The sequence below is a fragment of the Paraburkholderia rhizosphaerae genome, assembly GCF_004366595.1.
GTDB classification, from domain to species: domain Bacteria; phylum Pseudomonadota; class Gammaproteobacteria; order Burkholderiales; family Burkholderiaceae; genus Paraburkholderia; species Paraburkholderia rhizosphaerae.
The window spans coordinates 108,515-130,270 of the sequence record NZ_SORE01000011.1; the positions used below are offsets into that span (position 1 = coordinate 108,515).

Below are 21,756 nucleotides of genomic sequence, written 5' to 3' on the forward strand. Positions count from 1 at the left end.
GGCATGCACCGACGATGAGGACGCCCGCTTTTCGCCGTGTATCGATTGCACGCCGAGGTGAATTCCGATGTCATCGTTTCCACCAAGTGTTTGGCCGCACAACACCGCATCGGTCGTAAGCGCCCGGTGAAGGCACGGGAGCGAGCTGGCTAGCTGCAATCGGGCAACGCGGGAGCCCAGCAGTGAAGAAGCAACTGTTCGATGTCTGAAGCGCGATGTGTTGGCAGGCGCGTGAGCACGTCCTTCAGATAGGCGAGCGGATCGTGCCCGTGCAATTGTGCCGAGCGGATCAGGCTCATGATGGCAGCGGCACGTTCGCCGGCGCGAAGCGAGCCCGCGAACAACCAGTTCTTCCTCCCCGTCGCCCAAGGACGGATCTGGTTCTCAATCCAGTTGTTATCAATGGGCACGTGCCCATCGTCGAGATAGCGCGTGAGCGCCGCCCAGCGATTGAGGTTGTAGTCCAGGGCTTTCGCAATTCCTGAGGCCTCTGGAACCAGGCACCGCTGCGCGCTCATCCACGCATGCAAAGCATCCATCACCGGCCTCGAACGGCTCTGGCGCAACGCACGCCGTGCATCGGGATCAAGCACCGCGGCTTCCCGTTCGATTTCGTATAGCGTGCCGAAGTATTTCAATGCCTGCCCGGCGATCTCGCTCTGATGGTTTGCATGCAGCTCGAAGAACTTGCGTCGCGCATGTGCAGCACAGCCGATCTCCGTGATGCCCCGGGTAAAGCTGTTCTTGTAGCCGCTATAGTCGTCGCACACCAGCTTGCCCTGCCAGTCGCCCAGGAAGGCGCGCGCATGCTCGCCAGCGCGGCTGTCGGCGAAGTCATACACGACCGCCTTAAGCGACGCGTATTGGGTCGTGGCATACGCCCACAGATACGCACGATGTGTCTTGCCTTTGCCCGGACTGAGCATCTGCACAGGCGTTTCATCCGCATGCAGTACATCCTGACGCAGGATCTGTTCGCGCAGTGCATCGACCAGCGGCTGCAGTCGCACGCCGCACACGCCCACCCAGTCGCCCAGTGTCGACTGAGGAATCGCCAGCCCTGCGCGGGCGCAGATGCGTTCAAGCCGGTACAGCGGCAGATGATCTGCGAACTTCGATACCAGCACCCAGGCCAACAGCGCGGCCGTCGGGATGCCCTTGTCGATGATGTGCGCGGGCACGGGTTCCTGTGTCAGCGTCTCGCATTGACGGCACACCCACTTGCCGCGGATATGTCGCTCGACTGTGAACACGCCTGGCGTGTAGTCAAGCTTCTCGCTGATGTCTTCGCCAATGCGCTCGAGCTCGCAGCCGCAGTGACATGTCGTGGTATCCGGGTCGTGATGAATGTCGGTGCGCGGCAGATGCGCCGGCAATGGTGCGCGTCGCGCACGTTGCTGTCGTGATTTGCGTTCGGGCGTATCTGGCTGAAGCTGCTCGAGCTCGGCCTCGATCGCGGCCAGATCCGTATCGACCGTTTCGTCGAGCAGGCTCATCTGTTCCGTATTGAGCTGCTCGCTGCGCTTGCCGAACTGTTGCCGTTTGATGACCGAGAGTTCATGCGTGAGCTGGTCGATACGGGTTTGCCGATATTGCAGCTCCCGTTCCTTCTCACCGACTTCGCGCTCCCTGTCTGCAAGCTGGACGGCCAGCTGTGCGGCCAGTGCGCGAAGCTGGTCAGGGCTGAGCGTGGTGAGATCGACGGGCAGGTCCATGACATCGAGTCTGCCAGACACACCACGCATCAGGAAGCGAAACTGTTTACGTGCGCGTCGCCTTCACACCACGGTAATGGCGTGATCGCTGGCCAGCGTGCGCCACGGCAGTCCCGTGACCAGTGCCCGTAACTGTTCCTGGTTCAGCGGCAGTGCAACGGCCTGCTCGCCGTTGCTCCATATAAACCGCCCGCGATTCAGGCGCCGCGTGGCCAGCCAGATCCCCAGGCCGTCGTAGACCAGTACCTTCATTCGCGTCGAATGCCGGTTGGCAAACAGGTAAGCATGGTGCGGGCGCGCCGCGCCGAATACCTTGACCACGCGTGCGAGCAGCGTATCGGCGCCCGCACGCATGTCCACGGGCTCAGTTGCCAGCCAGATCGCGTCGATGTGGATCATCGCAACCACCCCTGTAGCCAGGCCGCGCAATCATCGGCCGCCGACACCGGCCAGTAAAGCGTAATCGTGGCAGCTCCGCGGCGAACCTCGATGCGGATCTCGCCCCGATCAGTTGCAGCAACTGGCGCTTGCAGTTGTAGTGGCACGAATGCCGTCGTCGGTGGCGGCTGCGCTTCGTCCGGCGCCGGATGGGCACCCACATGCTGTCGCGCTGCCACCACCCATCGGCGCAGCAGGTTTGCGTTCAGGCGGTAATGCAGCGCCACCGCCGCAATCGACACGTGCGGTTGCATCGCCGCGCGCACCACCATCTCCTTGAATTCCCGGCTGTGTTTGCGACGCTCTATTGCCCGCACCACTCCATCATCAATCCGATCATCGTCAGCCATCGTGTACACGTCTCCATCACGTTTCATGATGGACACAATGCTCCTTCCGATGGGACGCACACCTCAACGTGCCTTTACCGGGCCCTTACGATGAAATCGAATGCTCGCACTGTCAGCAGTTCTGTAGTCGCGACACCCTCACCCGTCTTGCGACATGCGCTCACTACGGGTCTCGTCGCTGGAACGGCGGCCGCTGCTGTCGCGGGATGGCGAGCATCAGCGGAAGGCTCGACCGTATTCGCACCGCTCAATGCCGTTACCCACTGCCTGTGGCCACGGCGCGCGCTTCGTGAGACGCGGTTTAGTGCCCGCTTTACCCTCACAGGACTTGCGATCCATCAGGCCTCAGCGATCTTCTGGGCGGTTCTCTGTGAGGCTCTCAACGCTCGACTATCGCGCGATGCCGAGGTTGTTAGCCCGGTAGCGATAGTAACTGCGGCGACGGCGACTGCGGCGGCCGCCTACGTCGTTGACTACCATGTCGTTCCGGAGAGGATTACACCGGGCTTCGACATACACCTGTCGAAACGCTCGCTTGCCGGAGTGTACGTGGCGCTTGCCGCCGGTCTCGCTGGTGCCGCACTTTTGCGCGCCGCGCGCGCGCCGCGTTGAACCTCATCCGTATCAACACGCTCGCAACGACGCTCATCTGGCTGTCTGTTAGCAATGAATGACCAACCAGTCGAAGCGGGTGAGGATTCGAAGCCATTCCGAACTCTTGCGGGGATCCGCCCTGAATCGACGCCTATCCGGATGCAGGGGCGCTTCGTCCGCATCTTTCGACTTGCGCTTCCAATCGCTGCAACGGAAGTCCCGGTGGTCGCAACGATTGCCATCGATACCGTGCTACTCGGACAACTCGGCGCGAGCGCCGTCGCGGCCAGCGCACTCGGTGCCGCCGTCTTCCTGTTCGTGGCGTCAATCTGCGTGAGCATCGTTTCCTCGGTTGGACACGAGGCTGCATTCAGGTGCGGACGCAGGCAGACGCGGGCGCCTAACAGCGGGTTTGCGAGCGCCGCTGCACTCGCCTGCGTCCTGGGCGTGGTCGCCGCGGTGGTCTGCATATCTGGTGGAAAATTACTTCCCTTGCTGGGTCAGGATACAGCCACGGCTGCAGGCGCCCTATGGTTCCTGTACGGTATCGCACCTGGCATGCTACCGCTGCTGATGGCGATCGGTCTGCGCGGGCTTATCGCAGCCCGGCTCCCGGCTTCGCGGCTCTTTCCTGTCGCCGCGGGCTGTGTGGCCCTCAAGACCATGCTTGCGGTCGCGACGTGGGTCCTTTTCATCCCCGCACGGAGCCCGGCGAATTCGTTTCGTGTACTTCTCGCGTGCGGTGTGACGAGTTCGCTGACATTTGCCAGCATGGCCCTACTAGCGTGGCGCGCGTATCGCCGCGCGGCGCCCGCCGAAGCTCTGAAGTTTGAGCCGCCGTCGGTTGTCGACGGCGCGTCCCGTCTGCTTCGACGAGGGGTGACCATCGGTGCCACTGCGCTACAGACCGGGTTCTTCACCGTGATCGCGATTCTGTTGTTTTGAGATCCGAAATATATGACGCGGCGTTTTCCGCGTTCTGCCATAGCGAGCGCAACCGCTGTACCCGACCGACGGAGCCAATCTACCGGAGGGCAGTATCGGCCAGGAGCTTTACGTTAAGGGCCACGATCACCCCTGTCACAAGCCACGCGAGCGTCTTGACCCAGGTGCTAATGACAAATACGCCCATCTGCCGTTTGTCGGAGACGAACCGTAGCAGTGGGATTACTGCAAACGGCAACTGCATTGAAAGGATCACCTGGCTTAGTAGAAGCAGGTGCGAGGTGCCCTTGTCGCCGTAGATCGCCGTCACCACGACTACCGGTACGATCGCGATGCCACGGGTGAGGAGGCGCCTTGACCAGGCCGGAATGCGCAACTTCAGAAAGCCTTCCATGACGATTTGACCGGCAAGCGTTGCCGTGACCGTGGAATTCAATCCGGAGGCGAGCAGCGCAAGCGCGAACAACGTCGATGCAACGCCAAGACCGAGCAGCGGCGATAGCAGTCGAAACGCTTCGCCAATTTCGGTCACGTCGGTGTGGCCGGCCTTGTGAAAGGTCGACGCGGCAACGATCAGGATCGCCGCGTTAATAAAGAGCGCGAGCATCAACGCGATCGTGCTGTCGACGGTCGCCCAGCGTATCGCGTTGCGGCGCCCCGCTTCGGTTTCCGGGTAGGCTCTGGTCTGCACGATCGACGAGTGCAGATACAGATTGTGCGGCATGACAGTCGCACCGATGATGCCGATGGCCAGGTAAAGCATTTCGGGGTTCGTGACGATTTCAGGCGACGGCACGAAGCCGCGCAGCACGGCAGCAACCGGAGGCGCAGCAGCTACGATCTGGAATGCGAAGCACAGGGCAATGACAAGCAGCAGTGTGATGACGAATGCTTCAAGAAAGCGAAAGCCCCGATTCATGAGGAGCAGCAACAGAAAGGCGTCGAGCGCGGTAATGATCGCACCCGCTATCAACGGAATGCCGAACAGTAGCTGCAGCGCGATCGCCGTGCCGATGACCTCCGCCAGATCGCACGCAATGATTGCTGCCTCGCACGCGATCCATAATCCTAGATTGACGGGTTTCGAATAGTTCTCCCTGCAGGCTTGCGCGAGATCGCGCCCAGTTGCAACGCCGAGCCGTACCGACAGCGCCTGCAGCAAGATCGCCATCAGGTTCGATAACAGTATGACCGCAAGCAGCGTATAGCCGAACCGGGAACCGCCGGCGATATCTGTCGCCCAGTTGCCGGGATCCATGTAGCCGACGGAAATCAGGTAACCCGGGCCCGCGAACGCAAGAAAGCGCCCAACCCACCGACCTCGCCCGGGCACCCCGATAGACCGGTGTACCTCCGGCAAACTGCGGTCCATTGTCCCGTTGCCCGAACCCGGCGGAGCTGGACCCGGGCGCCCCGATCTCATCCTGCCGGCCCCTGATGTTTAGCCTTGCACGCACTGAAGCCGACGTTCCAGCCCAGGACATATTGTGCGTCGTAGTTGAAACGTGTCGCGTCCCTCACCAGTTTGAACTTCGGATCGCCCGCAGCGAAGTATCCGCTTTGGCAGCCATCCTTGTACCCCTCGACGTACGCGGATGACCGGCCTTCTTTCCGTAGCTGTGCAGTCGTCGCGTCTGGGTCTGTCTGACAGCCCATCAACGCCGTTGACATCACGACTCCAGATAAACCAGCTGTCGCTGTTTCATGATGGCCCTCGTCTGTCCCGGACAATGATCGACTGAGGCCATCACGAGCCCTCAGCCGGCCGTTGCTCACGTCCACCCGCTGATGGAAAGCATGAGGGCACCCGCCCACACCAGCACCTGATAAGCAAGCATCCATTCTTTTTTCATGATGCGTTCCTGAAAACGCGCGCACTATCCGGTCCCGGTGATGCGCGCCCGCACCGGTGCAGCTCACTTACCTAGCGCTTCGGCTGCAGCCTCCTCCTCAGCGAGGAGAGACAGCTTCTCGTCGGTGGCTTTTTCTTCCTTCAACGTCTGCAGCAGCAGAGTGACTGCATGCGTTTCTCCGAGCTGTTTCGCAAGCACGATGATTGCACCATAGGCGGCAATCTCGTAATGCTCCACCTTTTGTGCAGCGCCAATCAGTCCCGCATCGAGGACCGGCCCACGCTCGACGCTATCGATGAGCTCCTGACCTTCCTCAACCAGCCCTTCCATCGCGACGCATTTGACCCGCTTGAGCCGGATCTCGCAAGATTCAACAACCTGGTCCAGCCGCTCGATCTGGCCTCGCGTCTCTTCCAGGTGAGTCAGAAAGGCAGCGCTCAGATCGGGATTTGTCGCCGCGCGGGCAAGCTTCGGTAGTGACTTCGTCATCTGCTTCTCCGCGCTGTATATGTCGGATAGCGAATGGATGAACAGATCGCTGATAGTCTGGATGGTCATGGTTTGCTCCGTGAACAGAAAAAATCGATGTGTGGTGCAATACTGGCCCGATTTGTCGCCGACCCTGGGCCGGTCGACAATCGCTCAGTATCGAAAACAGCTTTGCGTCCCGTCACTTCAGGTCATTGGAAACGGCCTCCGCACTTCCGAGTTCCGCGCCGGTCATCGGGTCACTGTCTGGATCTGACCGAAGACGCGCCGCCATGGCCGAGAGTGACGTTTTCTCGGCAGGATCGAGATTGACCCCGGCATTGCCGTCCCCGCCGTCCACGGCCGGCCCGCCATCCGTCATCGTGAGCCCGGTACCGCTGTTCCAGGGCGCTCCGAACACCGTCCCGCCATGCGACATCTTGAAGTAGGTGCTCGCGAATTCGGGCATTGGTGCCAGCTTGCCCGAGGGGAAATTGGGCGATATCGCATACAGCGCTTTTTCGAATGATTTCTGGTGTGCGACTTCACGAGTCATCAAAAAGCCCAACGCATCGCGAATACCTGGGTCGTCTGTGACGTTGATGAGCCGCTCGTAGAGAATCTTCGCCCGGGCCTCCGCCGCGATGTTCGAACGCAGGTCCGCCGTCGGCTCGCCGATTGTGTCAATGTACGCGGCCGTCCACGGGACGCCTCCTGAATTGGTCAACGCGGGACCACCGCCATGCAGGAGCTGGGTAACGTGGCTGTCGTTTCCCGCAGCGTTGAGTTTGCGGTACAGCTCGGCCTGCTCGTCCACAGCCTCCGCGAGCTCGCCTTTCGCGCCGCGGTTGAGCATCGCCACGATCGAACCGATGATCTCGAGGTGGCTAAGTTCCTCTGTCGCGATGTCGTACAGCATGTCCTTGCGACCCGGATCTTCCTCGGCGACTGCCTGGGTGAAGTAGCGCATCGCAGCGGCAAGCTCGCCTTGCGGACCGCCGAACTGCTCCAGCATCAGATTCGCCAGACCGGGATTGGTCCCGCCGACGCGCACCGTGTATTGCAGCAGCCTGTTGTGCATGAACATGAGAGTCTCCGATTCAGTGAATGCCAGCAACACAGCGCATGGGGTATGCCCGCGAGGACGCGGTCTACCATTGAGTCAGGCATGCCATGCACATTGAGCGTGCGTCACAAGATGCGCACGGTCATGTTCTCGTAGCAACAGCAAGACAGTCATGGATTGAGACGATTCGGGCGAACCGGGGAAGCATGGCCATCAGAGCAAACGCCAATGGAGTTATTTTTTTGGAAGCTGGCCTGCGTGACAGCGACACATGGCGTGACGCTTCGGAATTGAAAATATTATCGGCGTACTCTGCATAACTGATGAACACAAAGTTTCAATGTCGGTTTCGCGATGAGCCGAGTGCGCCTGCCGCATTTGCATCGGGAATGCTTCGTGAGGGCGCGATCAACGGCGCGTTCGGCGCTTACGTGGTTTCGGCGATGTCAACGCTGCAGTCCAGAAATTGACTGCCTCCCGTTTCGCAGCCGATGCGAGTCGCCCTCGTGCAGCTCCGATCGCGGCATGCGCACCGCTGAGCCACATGCTCAGGAAAGGATTTTTCTTCGTCCATGGATTTTTCATGACAAGGTAGCCCTTGGAACCAAAGCTCATTGAAGTGATTGAATGCCGTACGCACCGTACGCTTGACGAAGCGAGCCAACGCTTTTTGTAGCGCAACACGTGTTCCCGCGGATACAGAAATGCGTGCAGGCATGTCGACCGGATGCGAGCACCCTCCTGAACGGCGTTGACAAAAGCTCGCGCCTGGTTGGCGCAGGAATAGTTGACTTCCGAATCATTGCTTGTACACTAAGCCATGTTGCAACGCAGCAATCGCCCCCTCTCCGCGGCGCGTCGTTTGGTGTTTCGATGCAGAGTGTCTGGATGGTCAGGTCGCGTGCGGAAGCAACGAAGTGGCGCTCTCGGCTGAATTGGCTGCCGAGATGCCCGGCCTCGTATGGCCTCTTGAAACTTCCCGTTCACCCGACGGCACGTCCCGGTCGCACGAGCCGTATGCGCCTCCGACTTTACTGGTGCTCGATTTCCTAGAGTTCGTCTGGGCAAATGTTGGCAAGCCAGTGAAAGTGGAGTATCACAGCTATCAACGGCACCACCATTTGCGGTTCGACATTGAAGAAGGACAGGCAGATTTTTGCGAGGACGTGAACCGGCTTTTCAGTCGCAACGGCGTCGCTTATGAGCTGACAGCAGCGGGGCAGATCCGGCGTATCTTGCCTGAAGCATTGGGCGACATTATCGCGCGGTCCCGATTCGAAACCGGCGATTCACTTCTGGACGGCCTGCTCGAAGAAAGCCGAGCCAAGTTCTCTGATCCAGATCCGCTCATCCGACGCGAAGGTTTGGAGAGGCTGTGGGACGGATGGGAAAGGCTGAAGACGTTAGCGGACAGCGACAAGAAGACGTCAATTACGACGATTCTTGATGGCGCTGCCAGAGGGGAGCCGGACATCAGGCAACTGCTGGAAGATGAGGCGAAGACTCTCACTACGGTCGACAACACGAAGCTGATCCGGCATTATGAGATAACGCAGAAACCGGTGTTCGATACGGACCACGTCGACTACCTCTTCTTTCGGCTCTTCGCACTGGTGACGCTGTTGATCAGAAAAAACGCGCCTCAAACATAGCAACGACACAAAAAAGGGCCTTACGGCCCTTTTTATTTGGTTGACGACGTTTTCCACTCTGGCAACTCGGGGTACGTCCGTCGATCTGACCTCCGCGCCGCAGACTGCAATTTGGCCTTGGCGTCCTTGGTCAGCACCGGAATTGAGGCGAGCGACATCCGTGCGCTCTTCGGGCCCGACTGCGGCTTCGATTTCAGTGCGTGGCTCATACCAACTCCTTTTCACGCAAATAGTCTAACAGCTTTTCCCAGCTGGGACTTCCCTCGCCCAAATCGAACTCCATCAGTCGCTGACTGCCGTTCCTTTCCCACCAGGCTGGATCGCGCGCAAGGACGTCCTGCACGGTTCGGCAATCGGCGAGGTGAGCCGCGCCAGCTGTTTCGCCTTCTAGCAAGACCGCGTCAAACCCAACCTTCGGCCAGTAACGATACCCGATCATGTCTGGAATAAAGCCGCGCCCGCCGCCGGCAATGAGCGAAATCGATACGAAGCCCAAGCTGTGCGCTGTCATCGCACACAGCGCGAACGAGATGGTCCCCAAATAGCTCGGAGCATCGTCCGCAAGATAGTGGTGGTCAGGGGTGCCATACACTGCATCTGTTGCCGCAACATGGCGACATCGTCCGCCGTCAGCGCCTCGCGCCAGCTTACGGCCGGCGTTCCACCCGCATCGACGTCTGCATGTTCGGTGACCAGCACGCGGTACGATCGAAGGATCGCCGGTGCCGGCTGACGCAGCCCCCTGCCCGGGACGTGCAACGAGCCCATCAACAGATTGTGCTGGCCGTTGGGCGCTCTGACGTCCAGCGCCCACACGTAAGCACCGGCGCCTGATGCGATTTGAGCCTCCGCGATCGATGACAGGGTGACGTAGAACGTATTCGTCCTGCGCGGTAAAAGCTACAATAACGATATGCTGGGTCTGCCTGTGGCGCCGCAACTGCCGTGCGACCTCGAATCCATCCATGCCGGGCATGTTGATGTCCAGTATCGCGATGTCCGGCGTCCAGCCGTTGATGGCGTGGATAACCGCCATCCCGCTCAGGACAAATTGAGCTTCATATCCTGACAGGTAAAGTGACGCAGTGATTGCTTCGGCGCCGGGCCGGTAGTCGTCGACGACGAGTAGTCGGCGCCGACAGTCTGCCTGCCGCTGGGATAGCACGCGTGGCGTCCAGCGTGCAGTTTGGAATGGTCTCATGTGTAATACAGCTTTCAGTGCGCTGAACTCCGCAGAGGCTTGACGCATCCGCTGTTCCCGGAACGTGGACGGCAGCGCGGCGGCCTAAAACTTGCGATGTCCCATGGCACCGCACGCGACCGGGGGGATTATGAGTCTGTCGGACTTTATCGAAGCAAACCTTCCTGAGCTGGTCGACGAGTGGGCGGAATATGCCCGCACAATCAGCCTGAAGGACAGCCATCTCACCGACACCCAATTGCGGAACTCGGCCCGTGACATCCTGATCCGGATCGCGGCGCATATGCGCCAACCGCAGACCGCTGAGCAGCAGCAGGCCAAGTCGCGCGGCAACGAACACGATCCGGCATCCGGTTTCGACAGGGTCGCCCACGAGCACGCAGACGACCGCCTTGCACAGGGCTACGGGATCAACGAGGTGGTGGCGGAATATCGCGCCCTGCGCGCCAGTGTGCTGCGGCAATGGCAGCAGAGGTCGCCGGACGCCGCAGCGGCTTCTGAGGAGATGGTCCGGTTCAATGAGGCAATCGACCATATGCTCGCGGAATCGGTCCGGCACTACGCGCAACGCACGGAGCGCATCCGGGATCTGTTTGCTGGCGTGCTGGCGCACGACCTGCGTTCCCCCCTTGGCGCAATATTGAATTCGGCGCAGGTCGTTCTGCATGACGACGGCCTGTCATCATCCAGCGTGAAAGCGGTCGCGATCGCGCAACGCAGCGCCGTGCGCATGAAGCATATGATTGACGATCTTCTCGTCTTCACGCGTACCCGCCTGGGTGACATGCTGCCAGTCGACTTCACGCCGCAGGATATCGGGCGAATCTGCAACGACGCGGCAGATGAGGTACGCGCTTCATATCCGGACGCATGCATCAAAGTGTGCGTCACGGGAGAGCTTGCCGGCAGGTGGGACGGCACCCGGATCGGCCAGCTGCTGGTTAACCTGCTGGTGAACGCAGTCCAGCACGGCTCAGGGAATATAAGCGTGGATGCTCTTGGTCACGGTGAGCAGCTAACACTCATCGTGTCGAACGAAGGCGCTCCGATACCGGCGACCGCCCTGCCCACGCTCTTTGATCCATTGACGCGGGCAAGCCGTTCGGCCAGGCGAAGCGGACCGCCCTCGAGCATGGGCCTGGGTCTTTACATCTGCCGGTGCATCGCACGTGCGCATAACGGCACCATAGAGGCCGAATCGGCAGAAGGTGGGACGAGTTTCACGGTGCAGATCCCCCGTTTTCCGTCGACGGAACGTTGACCTGCGCGGTCTTCTATCGCGGTTCGCAGCGAAAGTTTGTTGCGCCTCATCGTACCAGTCATCAGATCGGTCGCCGACCGGGCCCGTGGTCGAATGGCCGCTGCACTCATAAAGCTGACTCTCGCGTGCACGCAGTCGAACGTCGGCTGAGGGTGTTGTCGGCGGTGCGAATCCGGCATTAGATGGCGGCGCAAGGTTGAGTGAATTCATCAACAATGAAGGGGCCACACGGCCCCCTTGTTGACGATCCGGCGACGTCGATCAGAATGGCGGGTCGCGCTTGCTGGATCGCGGCTCGTGTGTCTGTCGCTCTTCGCGCAGCAGACGTTGCATCTCCGGCAGATACCGGGCGCAGATGACTTCTCGCAGGTCGTCGAGCAGTTCGAACACGGCAAGGGCCTGCTCAGGTGTCCAGTTCTCGGGCACGACGAACGGCAGACCGCGCCGGCGCCCCGATGGCAGCAACGGTGCGCGGCTCATGATGCTGGCCCCTTCTTCGCCGCAGGCGTTCGGGTCTTGCGTTGCCGGGCACGCGCCTCGGTTCGCTCGCGCGCTTCCTTGAGACGGTACGATTCGCCCTCGATCGAGATCACCTCCGAGCGATGCACGAGGCGATCGACCAGCGACACAACGCACGCCGCGTTCGGGAACACCTCCGACCAGTCCTTGAATGCCTTGTTGGTTGTAACAATGGTCGAACGCGCTTCATACCGGCGGCTGATGAGTTCGAACAGCAGGTCGGCATGGCGGTTTGTGTACGAGAGGTAGCCGACCTCGTCGATCACCAGGATGTCGGGCGCCGCATAGTGATGCAGGCGTCGCCGCAGCGCCGAATCGCTGTCGAGCGCAGCCAGTTCCCCCAGCATCTCGCTTGCCGATCTGAACAGCACGGAGTGGCCCGCGACGAGCGCCTGGTTCGCCAGGTTGCGCGCAAGCGTTGACTTGCCCACGCCGTTCGGGCCGATGAACACGACATTGGTCGCGTCAGCGACGAATCCGAGCGACATCAGCTCCTCGACTGCGCCCCGGTCGATGCGTTTGGGCCATTCCCATTCGAAGTCTGCGAGCGTCTTGAAGTGGCCAAGCTTCGCGTCACGGATGCGACGCTGCAGCGAACGGTGTGCGCGCTCATCCTCTTCCCATTGCAGCAACGGCGCGACCCATTCTGCACCCTCGACTTCCGGCCAGTGTTCGAGCAGGCCGTTCAGATGCAGGGCCTTCGCGCGGGCGCGCTGGATCTCAGTGTTGTTCGGGCTGGGCATCGTCATGGTCATCGGCAGTCAGTTGATCGTAGGTGTCGAGCTTGTGCGGTTGCACGGGCGTATCCTTGCGGCGCACGTGTTCGGGCAGGTTCACGGCAACGGGCGGTGGCGTGCCGCGCTCGGCGCGTTGGCGCTCCAGCGCGGCGCGCACGCTGTTCGCGTGCGCAGAACCCTTGCGCAGGGCCTCCTCGACGGCGAGCTGCAGTTCGGCGGCGCCATAGCGCTCAAGCAGGCGCAGCAGCGCCGTGGTGAGTCCTCCGATGTTCGCGCCACGCTCCGCTGCGCGCTCAAGCAACTTCCGGCAGGCCGGTACGGCCTTCGTGAGGCTGTTGACGCCGCGATGCTGACGGGCCTGGTGCTTGAACTGCTCGAGCGTCTTCAGGTGCTGGGGGTTCTCGAGCTGCGCGCCACGGTCGAAGCTGCGACGATGGCTGGCGATCATCTCTGCGCCGTCGAACACCCGGACCTGCTCGAGGTCGGCACGCACGCTCAACGTGCGACGCACATGCGTGCGCGGGATCGTGTAGTCGTTCATCTGTCGCCGCTGCGATCGTGGCAACCGCTATTGCGATAGCGAGTGCGCACGGGCGGCCCGCCGCGAGAACCTGCGTGCTGCCGGGCGCCGCTATCAGAGCACCCGCCGCGGGCGCTTTGCACACGCGGCCCGAACCCGGCGCCACCGGGCCCGATGCAAATTCGTGACGCATCACGGTTCACCCGCCCCCTCCCCGAATGATGTACTGCAACCGGACCTTGACGCCGCCGTTGCAGTGGCCAACGCCGCCGGCAATGCGGCGGCGCCGCGCTGTCATTGCTGTGGCTGCGCGTTGCCGCCGTTTGTGCGAACCGGCTTTGTGCGTCGTCGAGGCTCCCATCGTGTCCATCGACCCAATCGCGGAGATCCTGAATGACCATCGGAGCCGAACTCGAAGCGAAGATCCTTCGCTATTACCATGTCGAGAAGTGGCGCTGCGGCACCATTGCGAAGCAGTTGCACGTGCATCGCGAGACGGTGCAGCGTGTGCTTGCCCATGCAGGGCTGCCCCGGCACGGGCCGCCGCCGCGCCCCTCGATGATCGAACCTTACCTGCCGTTCATCCAGCAGACCCTGGAGAAGTTCCCCACGCTCACTGCGAGCCGGCTGTATGCCATGGTGCGCGAGCGCGGCTATGAGGGCGCGCGCGATCACTTCCGGCATCGGGTCGCGCTGCATCGGCCCCGTCCCGTTGCGGAGGCGTTCCTGCGATTGCGGACCCTCCAGGGCGAACAGGCGCAGGTCGACTGGGGACACTTCGGTCACCTCGAGATCGGCCGCGCCCGCCGGCCGCTGATGGCCTTCGTGATGGTGCTCTCGTACTCACGCGACATTTACCTGCGCTTCTTCCTTGACGCGCGCATGGAGAACTTCCTGCGTGGCCACATCGGCGCGTTCAACACCTGGTGCGGCCTGCCAAGGGTTCTGCTCTACGATAACCTCAAGTCGGCCGTGCTCGAGCGTCAGGGTGATGCGATCCGCTTCCATCCAACGCTGCTTGCCTTCGCTGGCCACTACCGTTTCGAGCCGAGGCCCGTGGCCGTCGCGCGTGGCAACGAGAAGGGGCGTGTGGAGCGCGCCATCCGCCATATCCGCGAAGCGTTCTTCGCCGCGCGCAAGTTCACCGATCTCGCCGATCTGAATGCGCAGGCCGAGCACTGGTGCCGCACGCAGGCGGCCGACCGGCCGTGTCCCGAAGACCGGGACATCACCGTGCGTGAGGCGCTCGCACAGGAGCGAGCGCAACTGCTGCCGTTACCGGAGAACCCGTATCCGGTGGAGGAGCAACTCGCCGTGAAGGTTGGCAAGACGCCGTACGTGCGCTTCGATCTGAATACCTGCGCCCGGCAACGGGCGCACAGAAACAAGCGGCCCGTGGCCTGCATCGGCGATCCTCGAGGAACGCCGAAGAAGATGGGTAAAGGAAGATCGACGCGACGCCCAGCGGATGCGATACTGCGGCCTCACGCGTTCCGTCTTCTGGCCTGCGCGGCCCGTCATGCGGTGTTCGTGGAGGCGTGGTTCCGGTTTGGACTTGGCGGTTCGAGGCCGGTGCCACGCCTGTTGTTTCTTCGGCGAACCGCGTTTCTATCACACGCGCGGGCGCTCGCGTGACCCGACCCGGTTACGCATTTGATTTCCATCCAGCCCGTCTTTACTCCCTTCGCAACTCTCCCTGCTACAGCCGCACGGTTTTTACTGTTTCTTGCTCACGCCGCCAGATTTACGCGGATTCAGACCGCCATCGACATCTGGACACTGTCGCCGGCGGCCGATTTTCCAGACACCGTCTGGAAAATCTCCGACTCTGGCCAAGCGAGATAAAACCCTCGCATGCTGGCCAGATTAGCCTTGCCGAAGCCGCGTCCAAAGCGGCGTGCAGGTCCTCGGCGAGGCGCGCGATGAGTGCCTGACCATAACCGGCGCGCGCCTCGCCACCCTGCTCGCTTTCGACGATCCGACGCCCGATCTCCCAGTAGGCGGCCGTCATTACTGCGTTGATGTTGCGCGCCGCTGTCCGTCGCGCGGACTCGACTACGCTGACCAGATCATCGTGAAGCCCGACGTAGTCGCCAGGTGCTATTTCCGTCATGACGCGTTCACGGCCTCCTTGAAAGCCTTGCCGGCGGTGAACTTCACAGTCTTTGCAGCAGCGATCTGTATTTCTTCGCCAGTCGAAGGATTGCGTCCCGCTCGTGCCGCGCGCTGCCCGGTTGCAAATGACCCGAAGCCAATCAACTGAACTGTGCCGCCCGTGACCAGGGCATTCGTGATCGTCTCGAGCACGGCATCAATGGCTTCGCCTGTGGCCGCCTTGCTGCTGCCCGTGCCTGCGGCGACCGCGTCGATCAGTTCTTGCTTGTTCATGAATTCCGTCCATTAGGTAAAAGTGAAACCGCACCCTACCGCATCGTCCCGCGCCAGGCAAACCGGCGATGGACGATTTCCGGCATACGGCTATGCGAGCGGTCGTCGTTCAAGCGTGACACGGGCCTAGCACCCGGTGAAACGCCCTCCTCCACCCCAATCACAAACGAAGGCCCGGATAGCCCCAACTATTCGGACCTTCACTTTGGGTCGTCGAAATGGCCAAGTTTCTCTCTGTACTTTGCCACGCAAGGACGAAATCCCAACGCCGCGGCTCTAACGAGTCGCGCGCCGCGCTGCTCGCGCGAGCACTCAGGAGCCGTCGAACAGACCGGTGCCGTTGGTCAGATCATGCAAGGAAAAAACAAATTTACTTTAAATAGCACTTAAACCTCGATCGTGAAGAGCTCGTCGGTTGGCGCTCAGCGGGCCGTATCTATCTAGAGGTCAGCCTGGCCAAACGCCTTTTTCGTCCCGAGAGAGGGGGATGTGTGTCGAAAACGCCGACGGCTGGTGAGTAACAGCGCCGAGATCATTGCCTCAGCAGACGTCATCGCAGCTCCGCCCGCGTCTGCCGCATACTCCCGTTCGCGACTGTAGACGCAAAAAATCCTAGCAAGACAATAGTCGAGAGCGAAGAAAGCAAAGATGCAAACGGTCGCGCAAAAGACAAGGGGCGCAAAGGCTTTCAACAAAGACCATAGGAATGAGAAAGCGTGAGAGGTTCCACCTATGGATTTGCCCCCGTACTTCCGGACACCATCTCACACTAAGGTTGATGAATCGGTCCTGCGTCGGAACTCGCGTGGCGAGCGATATTTCAGCGCGCTATGCGGGTGTTTGTCGTTGTAGTGCTCGAAGGCGACGGCCAGATTGCGCACGGCGGTCACCGCGTCCGGCTTCGGCATGAACGCAACGTAATCGCGCTTCATCGTCTTCACGAAACTCTCTGCCATGCCATTGCTTTGCGGACTGCACACAGGCGTCGTGAGCGGTTTGAGACCAATGTCCGAGGCGAATGCGCGAGTCTTGTCCGCGATATAGCCCGAGCCGTTATCGCTGAGCCATTCGATTTGCACAGGCGCTTTCCGGACGTTCCCGAAACGATGCTCGACAGCCGCCAGCATGACATCGCGCACCACATCGCCGCTGTGACCGCCGGTCGTCGCTGCCCAGCTCATAGCCTCGCGATCGCAGCAATCGAGCGCGAACGTCACGCGCAGCGGCTCGCCGTTGTCGCAACGAAATTCGAAGCCGTCAGAGCACCATCGTTGGTTGCTTCGGGATACCGCCACCTTGCCGTCATGCCGACGCTCAATGCGCGGCCGCGCAGGCCGCCTGTGCAGCAGCAGATCGTGCACGCGCATCACGCGATAAACGCGTTTGGCATTCACCGGGACCTCACATCGGGATTCCCGCTCGCATCGCAACAGGCCCCACACGCGTCGATAGCCGTAGCTCGGCAAGTCGGCAATGAGCAACCGGATTTCGTCGACGAGGCCTGCATCATTCGTTTTCCGTGCACCGCGGCCGTCCTGCCAGTCAGCAGGCCGCGCGAGCTTTACCGCCATATTCGAGCGCGCTACACCGAGAACGTCACAGACCTGCTTCATTGGTCGTCCCCTGGCAATGAGGGTGAGCGCGCAATCCATTTTCGCGACTTCATCACCTCCACGGCTTCCCGAAGAATCTCGTTCTCCATAGTCTTCTTGCCGAGCAGGCGTTGCAGTTCCTTTATCTGCTTCAGCGCGTCACCCAGCTCAGACGCCGGCACAACTTCTTCGCCAGCGCTCACTGCCGACAGGCTACCGTCCTGATGCAGCTTGCGCCACTGAAACAGCTGATTCGGGTTAATGCCGTGCAGCCGCGCCACCATCGAAACTGTCTTGCCGGGCTCGAACGTCTCTCGAACCATCGCCAGCTTCTCATCTGCCGACCAGCGCCGCCGGCGCTCAGGTCCCGTCAACACTTCCATCACTTCGTTCTTGTTGTTAGTCATATACACAGTCTTATGCCTACCCGCTATTGTAAGTGGGAGACTGTGTCCGGAGTTTCAGGGGGCTGTTCCAACCTAGGACAAGGTCGTACAGTCGAAGCGTGTAAAGTTGTAGTGTTTACCGGAGACATAAGTCGCCGCAAATTTCTGAAACTTTTTGAGCAAGTTCGAAGTGAGCAGGCGCAGCGTAATGCGTCCTTCGATGCACTCCACACCGGTATCTTCGTTTTCCAGGGAGATCGTTCGAGATGGACGAACCGCAGAACCCGATGGAAGTTCGGGAAACAGTGTGGGCGGGCCAATGGATCGATTCGACCACCGACTATGCGATTTTCGCGCTGTCGGCTGACGGCCGCGTTGTCAGCTGGAATCCCGGTGGCGAGCACATCCATGGATATTCGCGGGAAGAAATCCTCGGCCGCCCACTGTCTGTCTTCTACACCCATGAGGACTGTCGCGCGGGCGTGCCCGAGAACGTACTGTGCGAGGCGCGTAAAACCGGCCGCTACTCGGGCGAGGGCTGGCGTGTGCGTAAGGACGGGAGCTTCTTCTGGGCCAGCGTGGTGATCACCGCGCTGCGGGGTACTTCGGGACAGACGCTTGGTTTCGGCAAGATCGTGCGCGACATGAGTGACAAGAAGCAGGCGCACGACGCGGTGGTCGAAAGCGAGCGGCGCTTCCGCCTGCTGGTGCATGGCGTGACGGACTACTCGATCTTCATGCTGTCGCCCGAGGGCAACGTCACGAACTGGAACCAGGGCGCGCGACGCATCAAGGGCTACACCGCGCAGGAAATCATCGGTTCGCATTTCTCGCGTTTCTACACCCCGGAGGATGCCGCCGCGGGCCTGCCGCAGCGCGGGCTCGAAACGGCAGCGCGCGAAGGTCGCTTCGAAACCGAAGGCTGGCGGGTGCGCAAAGATGGCAGCCGCTTCTGGGCGCACGTGGTAATCGATGCGATTCGCGATGACGATGGCACGCTCGTCGGCTTTGCCAAAATCACGCGCGACATAAGCGAGCGACGCGAGACGGAGCGAGCCCTCGACGAAACGCGCTCGGCGCTGCTCCAGTCGCAAAAGATCGAAGCTGTTGGCAAGCTGACCGGTGGCGTCGCACACGACTTCAACAACGTGCTGCAGGTCGTGCGCGGCAACCTTGAAGTGATCGAGAGCCGGCTCGGCCGCGACAGCTGGATGCGGGAACGTCTCGACAAGGCTATCGACGCCGTCGAGCGCGGCGCAAAACTCGCCTCGCAACTGCTTGCGTTCGGGCGTCGCCAACCGTTGCAGCCGGTCGTCATCAATCTGGCGACCACGCTGCGCAACATGGACGACATGCTGCGACGGTCGCTCGACGAAACCATCCAGGTTGAAACGGTGGTGGCAGGTGGACTGTGGAATACCTGCGCAGACGTCCACCAGCTGGAAAACGTGATTCTGAATCTCGCCATCAACGCACGCGACGCGATGCCCGACGGTGGAAAGCTAACGCTCGAGCTGGGCAACGCAATGCTCGACGATCGCTATGTGGCCGGACTGGAGGATGTACCGGCGGGGCAGTATGTTGTGCTCGCGGTGACGGACACCGGAGTCGGCATGTCCCCCGATGTGCTCGCGCGGGCGATAGACCCGTTCTTCACGACCAAGCCGGAAGGCTACGGAACAGGCCTCGGTCTGAGCATGGTGTACGGTTTCGTCAAACAGAGTGGCGGACACCTGAGGATTTATAGCGAGTCCGGCCACGGCACAACTGTCAAGGTGTATCTGCCACGATCGACTGCAAGCGCCGTAGAGCCGTCCTCGCCCGTTCGCATGCCGCTGCGCGGCGGCAGGGAAACGGTACTCGTCGTCGAAGACGACCGGAAACTGCAATCGACCGTCGTCGACATGCTAAGTGGTCTGGGCTATACGGTGCTTAAGGCGGACGACGCGCAGCAGGCGCTGACGATCATTCGCAGCGGCGTACAGGTCGACCTGCTCTTCACCGACGTCGTGATGCCCGGCCCACTGAAGAGCCCGGACATGGCGCGGCAGGCTGTCGGAATGCTGCCGCAGATAAAGGTACTGTTCACGTCGGGATACACACAGAACGCGATCGTGCATGGCGGGCGACTCGACGATGGCGTCGAACTCCTCAGCAAGCCGTACAGCCGTGAAGAGCTTGCCCGCAAGATCAGGCGTGTGCTGGGCACACAAGGTGTCGAGCTCGAAACGACCGGCAACGGCAACGTCGAACATGATTCGACAGCCCCCGGCTCGTTGCGTGTGCTGGTAGTCGATGACGATGCGGGCTCCGCAGATGCCGTGGGTGCGCTGCTCGAAATGCTCGGACACCGGCCGGTGCTCCACCGATCGGCGGAGCGAGCCGACGACGCGCTGGGCGTGCAGGAATTTGATGTGCTGCTGACTGATATCTCGTTGCCCGGCATGTCGGGCATCGATTTCGCGATCAAGGCGGTGCGCGAACATCCGCATATCAGGGTCGTTTTTTCGTCGGGCGCTGACGCTCCCCCCGCCAGGCAGTTGCCATTCTCGTGGCGCGCGCTTCGCAAGCCGTATACCGCTGAGGACCTCCGGCGGGCGCTTGCATGACGCTAGGCTGAACCTCGCACAAGGCCACATGAGCCGCCTGCTTTGACTGCTCTGCATCGAAAAGCGGCCATTCCTTGTTGATTGGCAGATGTCTCTTTGTGGCCGAAGGACTGATATGACTTTCCGTGTCAATCGGGATCGGTTTTGCCTTTTGGGTGCATCTGAATTTCCTGAGGGCGACGTAGCAGTACGTCTCGACGGTGGATCACACTGATATCCGCGGGTTGGGTTGCCGCATTACGGTGGTCCGCCCCTTGAGCCTGCCGCTACCTAAAGTCGCGGATTACAAGAGATATGTTGCATAGTCCAATCGCGGGTTGCTCGGGTGCCGGGCTACGCCGCCTTCAGGAAACTCCACGGTTCAAGTTGCGTGAGTATGGTTTGTTGTCAGAGTGGGCGGGCATCGCGTGGTATGGCGAGGGACATGGCAAGCCTGCTGATGTCCCAGATGAACCCCGCGAGGTCCCTCGCAACGGCGACCACGCCGATGTTCACATTCTTGCGACGCGCTGCGAGCTTGCGATATCGTAGACCGCATTAAATGTGTCAACGTTGCGGCATTAAACGTGTCAACTCGCCCGCTGGCTCCCATCGGTGACACGCAAAGACTTGTGCGGTATGGGCTTCGCGCATTCGAAATAAAAATGTCAACGACCGGGCAGATGGTACCGATTTATCCGGCATGCATCGGGCAGTAGTCGGCCAACAGCGGCTTAAGTGTGTTGCATCGACGGGTTGAATCCGCAGCGCTTGACCAGCCGTTCGTTCGCGGAAAGTTGCTGCGAGATATTCGGATTCAAGTAACCACAGGGCGGTTTCGTCAAGACATGGGCTGCATGGTTGCCGCGCCGAACAAACAATAACGAGGTGCCGAGGTTGCGGCACGTCGATTGCGGGAACGTATTGTGGCCGGCGCAGGGGCAGTACGAGCAGCTTCGCCCCATCGCCCGTCCCCGAACGAGCACCTCTTTGAGCCGAATGTGGCGAATATTCTGCTGGTTGATGACGATGCCGAGAATCTCTCTTCGCTGCAGTTGGCGCTGGAAAGTGACGGTCACCAGGTGAGCGTCGCAGGCGACGGACAGCGTGCACTGGCCATTTTGCACCATGAGTGCATCCAGTTCATGATCACAGACTACGAAATGCCGGACATCAACGGTGCTGAGCTGTGCCGTTTGGTCCATGCCCAGCACGCATACTCAGAGTTGCCTATCCTGATGCTGTCAGCGGCGCCGGAACCACCCAACCCGTCGACATCATGGGGGCGGTTTTTGCGCAAGCCGGCTCGGTTCGAGGAACTGGCAGCAGCCATCCACGCCGGTGTCGAGCGGCGGGTGACTACTGGCAAGCAACCTTCTCGGACCGTCTCCGTGAGCGCCGTCCTTCGACGCCAGATTCCTGCGGCATCACGCTGGCAACCGGTGCATGCCGGTTGCTGGCCGTGAGCGCAGGCGACCAAGCT

General features: G+C 61.0%; 20 protein-coding genes and 1 pseudogene. 6 read left to right on the forward strand and 15 right to left on the reverse strand.

Translation table 11 applies throughout. The features are described from left to right. Positions 1 to 149: 149 nt before the first annotated feature. The 3 genes from tnpC to tnpA all read right to left on the reverse strand — a co-directional run bounded on the left by tnpC (position 150) and on the right by tnpA (position 2,530). Positions 150 to 1,715, reverse strand: a complete 1,566-nt coding sequence (gene tnpC, locus BX592_RS16130) for an IS66 family transposase (RefSeq protein ID WP_134192822.1) — start codon at positions 1,713 to 1,715, stop codon at positions 150 to 152. A gap of 63 nt (positions 1,716 to 1,778) precedes the next feature. Next, on the reverse strand, positions 1,779 to 2,114 hold the full coding sequence (gene tnpB, locus BX592_RS16135; protein ID WP_134192823.1) for an IS66 family insertion sequence element accessory protein TnpB: 336 nt from the start codon (positions 2,112 to 2,114) through the stop codon (positions 1,779 to 1,781). Beyond that, positions 2,111 to 2,530: an IS66-like element accessory protein TnpA gene (gene tnpA / locus BX592_RS16140; RefSeq protein ID WP_243849571.1), complete on the reverse strand. Its 420-nt coding sequence runs from the start codon at positions 2,528 to 2,530 to the stop codon at positions 2,111 to 2,113. The genes tnpB and tnpA overlap by 4 nt, the downstream gene beginning before the upstream one ends. 639 nt (positions 2,531 to 3,169) lie before the next feature. On the opposite strand from tnpA, the gene BX592_RS16150 reads away from it, so the two are divergent. Further along, a complete protein-coding gene (locus BX592_RS16150) occupies positions 3,170 to 4,042 on the forward strand; it encodes an MATE family efflux transporter (RefSeq protein WP_134192825.1) in 873 nt (290 codons plus the stop codon). A 79-nt stretch (positions 4,043 to 4,121) separates the two neighbouring features. Here BX592_RS16150 and BX592_RS16155 read toward each other — a convergent pair whose 3' ends face one another. The 3 genes from BX592_RS16155 to BX592_RS16165 all read right to left on the reverse strand — a co-directional run bounded on the left by BX592_RS16155 (position 4,122) and on the right by BX592_RS16165 (position 7,450). After that, the gene (locus BX592_RS16155; protein ID WP_377681665.1) at positions 4,122 to 5,414 is read right to left on the reverse strand and encodes an Nramp family divalent metal transporter; all 1,293 of its coding nucleotides are present in this window, start codon (positions 5,412 to 5,414) and stop codon (positions 4,122 to 4,124) included. A gap of 544 nt (positions 5,415 to 5,958) precedes the next feature. Beyond that, complete coding sequence (locus BX592_RS16160; RefSeq protein ID WP_134192827.1) at positions 5,959 to 6,453, reverse strand: YciE/YciF ferroxidase family protein; 495 nt, start codon at positions 6,451 to 6,453, stop codon at positions 5,959 to 5,961. 112 nt (positions 6,454 to 6,565) lie between these two features. Beyond that, a complete protein-coding gene (locus BX592_RS16165) occupies positions 6,566 to 7,450 on the reverse strand; it encodes a manganese catalase family protein (protein WP_134192828.1) in 885 nt (294 codons plus the stop codon). A gap of 896 nt (positions 7,451 to 8,346) precedes the next feature. Between BX592_RS16165 and BX592_RS16175 the strand changes: the two genes are divergently transcribed. After that, positions 8,347 to 9,081, forward strand: a complete 735-nt coding sequence (locus BX592_RS16175; protein WP_134192830.1) for an AbiJ-NTD4 domain-containing protein — start codon at positions 8,347 to 8,349, stop codon at positions 9,079 to 9,081. 32 nt (positions 9,082 to 9,113) lie between these two features. Here the strand turns inward: BX592_RS16175 and BX592_RS33845 are convergent, their stop codons facing one another. Together BX592_RS33845 and BX592_RS34450 are read right to left on the reverse strand one after the other, a co-directional pair. Beyond that, positions 9,114 to 9,290 carry a hypothetical protein gene (locus BX592_RS33845; protein WP_166676372.1) on the reverse strand — a complete coding sequence of 59 codons (177 nt, stop codon included), beginning with the start codon at positions 9,288 to 9,290 and terminating at the stop codon, positions 9,114 to 9,116. After that, positions 9,287 to 10,330, reverse strand: a complete 1,044-nt coding sequence (locus tag BX592_RS34450; protein WP_243849572.1) for a response regulator — start codon at positions 10,328 to 10,330, stop codon at positions 9,287 to 9,289. The genes BX592_RS33845 and BX592_RS34450 overlap by 4 nt, the downstream gene beginning before the upstream one ends. 82 nt (positions 10,331 to 10,412) lie before the next feature. On the opposite strand from BX592_RS34450, the gene BX592_RS16185 reads away from it, so the two are divergent. Beyond that, positions 10,413 to 11,543, forward strand: a complete 1,131-nt coding sequence (locus BX592_RS16185) for a sensor histidine kinase (RefSeq protein ID WP_134192831.1) — start codon at positions 10,413 to 10,415, stop codon at positions 11,541 to 11,543. Between the two features lie 261 nt (positions 11,544 to 11,804). Here BX592_RS16185 and BX592_RS16190 read toward each other — a convergent pair whose 3' ends face one another. The 3 genes from BX592_RS16190 to BX592_RS16200 are packed head-to-tail and all read right to left on the reverse strand — an operon-like array spanning position 11,805 to position 13,340. After that, entirely contained in the window at positions 11,805 to 12,023 is a 219-nt protein-coding gene (locus tag BX592_RS16190) for a hypothetical protein (RefSeq protein ID WP_134192832.1), read from the reverse strand. Continuing rightward, a complete protein-coding gene (gene istB / locus BX592_RS16195) occupies positions 12,020 to 12,811 on the reverse strand; it encodes an IS21-like element helper ATPase IstB (protein WP_377681666.1) in 792 nt (263 codons plus the stop codon). Before istB ends, BX592_RS16190 begins: the two co-directional genes overlap by 4 nt. Continuing rightward, complete coding sequence (locus BX592_RS16200; RefSeq protein WP_243849573.1) at positions 12,783 to 13,340, reverse strand: Mu transposase domain-containing protein; 558 nt, start codon at positions 13,338 to 13,340, stop codon at positions 12,783 to 12,785. The genes istB and BX592_RS16200 overlap by 29 nt, the downstream gene beginning before the upstream one ends. 372 nt (positions 13,341 to 13,712) lie before the next feature. Here BX592_RS16200 and istA point away from each other — a divergent pair, with 372 nt between their 5' ends. Beyond that, entirely contained in the window at positions 13,713 to 14,954 is a 1,242-nt protein-coding gene (gene istA / locus BX592_RS16205) for an IS21 family transposase (RefSeq protein WP_243849574.1), read from the forward strand. A 109-nt stretch (positions 14,955 to 15,063) separates the two neighbouring features. Here istA and BX592_RS16210 read toward each other — a convergent pair whose 3' ends face one another. The 3 genes from BX592_RS16210 to BX592_RS16225 all read right to left on the reverse strand — a co-directional run bounded on the left by BX592_RS16210 (position 15,064) and on the right by BX592_RS16225 (position 17,682). Beyond that, positions 15,064 to 15,432 carry a DUF1016 N-terminal domain-containing protein gene (locus tag BX592_RS16210; RefSeq protein WP_377681667.1) on the reverse strand — a complete coding sequence of 123 codons (369 nt, stop codon included), beginning with the start codon at positions 15,430 to 15,432 and terminating at the stop codon, positions 15,064 to 15,066. Continuing rightward, positions 15,429 to 15,707, reverse strand: coding sequence for an HU family DNA-binding protein (locus BX592_RS16215; protein WP_134192833.1), 279 nt, complete (start codon positions 15,705 to 15,707; stop codon positions 15,429 to 15,431). Before BX592_RS16215 ends, BX592_RS16210 begins: the two co-directional genes overlap by 4 nt. A 764-nt stretch (positions 15,708 to 16,471) precedes the next feature. Further along, a protein-coding gene (locus BX592_RS16225; protein WP_134192947.1) for an IS3 family transposase occupies positions 16,472 to 17,682 on the reverse strand; the annotation gives its coding sequence in 2 pieces (ribosomal slippage) (positions 16,472 to 17,364 and positions 17,364 to 17,682; 1,212 coding nt in all). Positions 17,683 to 17,951: 269 nt separating this feature from the next. Here BX592_RS16225 and BX592_RS16230 point away from each other — a divergent pair. Then, the gene (locus BX592_RS16230; RefSeq protein WP_134192834.1) at positions 17,952 to 20,294 is read left to right on the forward strand and encodes a hybrid sensor histidine kinase/response regulator; all 2,343 of its coding nucleotides are present in this window, start codon (positions 17,952 to 17,954) and stop codon (positions 20,292 to 20,294) included. 387 nt (positions 20,295 to 20,681) lie between these two features. Here the strand turns inward: BX592_RS16230 and BX592_RS16235 are convergent. Continuing rightward, positions 20,682 to 20,822 (reverse strand): annotated as a pseudogene (locus BX592_RS16235) (IS110 family transposase); the annotation flags it as partial. Between the two features lie 452 nt (positions 20,823 to 21,274). Between BX592_RS16235 and BX592_RS16240 the strand changes: the two are divergent. Continuing rightward, a complete protein-coding gene (locus tag BX592_RS16240) occupies positions 21,275 to 21,739 on the forward strand; it encodes a response regulator (protein ID WP_134192835.1) in 465 nt (154 codons plus the stop codon). Positions 21,740 to 21,756: the final 17 nt, after the last annotated feature.

Bases quoted from the DNA above. Each gene is read 5' to 3' on its own strand.
- tnpB (WP_134192823.1), bottom strand. From the start codon at position 2,114: ATGATCCACATCGACGCGATCTGGCTGGCAACTGAGCCCGTGGACATG.
- BX592_RS16165 (WP_134192828.1), bottom strand. From the start codon at position 7,450: ATGTTCATGCACAACAGGCTGCTGCAATACACGGTGCGCGTCGGCGGG.
- istB (WP_377681666.1), bottom strand. From the start codon at position 12,811: ATGACGATGCCCAGCCCGAACAACACTGAGATCCAGCGCGCCCGCGCG.
- tnpA (WP_243849571.1), bottom strand. From the start codon at position 2,530: ATGAAACGTGATGGAGACGTGTACACGATGGCTGACGATGATCGGATT.
- BX592_RS16200 (WP_243849573.1), bottom strand. From the start codon at position 13,340: ATGAACGACTACACGATCCCGCGCACGCATGTGCGTCGCACGTTGAGC.
- BX592_RS16190 (WP_134192832.1), bottom strand. From the start codon at position 12,023: ATGAGCCGCGCACCGTTGCTGCCATCGGGGCGCCGGCGCGGTCTGCCG.
- BX592_RS16155 (WP_377681665.1), bottom strand. From the start codon at position 5,414: ATGGACCGCAGTTTGCCGGAGGTACACCGGTCTATCGGGGTGCCCGGG.
- BX592_RS16185 (WP_134192831.1), top strand. From the start codon at position 10,413: ATGAGTCTGTCGGACTTTATCGAAGCAAACCTTCCTGAGCTGGTCGAC.
- BX592_RS16230 (WP_134192834.1), top strand. From the start codon at position 17,952: ATGGACGAACCGCAGAACCCGATGGAAGTTCGGGAAACAGTGTGGGCG.
- BX592_RS34450 (WP_243849572.1), bottom strand. From the start codon at position 10,330: ATGCGTCAAGCCTCTGCGGAGTTCAGCGCACTGAAAGCTGTATTACAC.
- BX592_RS33845 (WP_166676372.1), bottom strand. From the start codon at position 9,290: ATGAGCCACGCACTGAAATCGAAGCCGCAGTCGGGCCCGAAGAGCGCA.
- tnpC (WP_134192822.1), bottom strand. From the start codon at position 1,715: ATGGACCTGCCCGTCGATCTCACCACGCTCAGCCCTGACCAGCTTCGC.
- BX592_RS16160 (WP_134192827.1), bottom strand. From the start codon at position 6,453: ATGACCATCCAGACTATCAGCGATCTGTTCATCCATTCGCTATCCGAC.
- BX592_RS16215 (WP_134192833.1), bottom strand. From the start codon at position 15,707: ATGAACAAGCAAGAACTGATCGACGCGGTCGCCGCAGGCACGGGCAGC.
- BX592_RS16210 (WP_377681667.1), bottom strand. From the start codon at position 15,432: ATGACGGAAATAGCACCTGGCGACTACGTCGGGCTTCACGATGATCTG.
- BX592_RS16150 (WP_134192825.1), top strand. From the start codon at position 3,170: ATGAATGACCAACCAGTCGAAGCGGGTGAGGATTCGAAGCCATTCCGA.
- istA (WP_243849574.1), top strand. From the start codon at position 13,713: ATGACCATCGGAGCCGAACTCGAAGCGAAGATCCTTCGCTATTACCAT.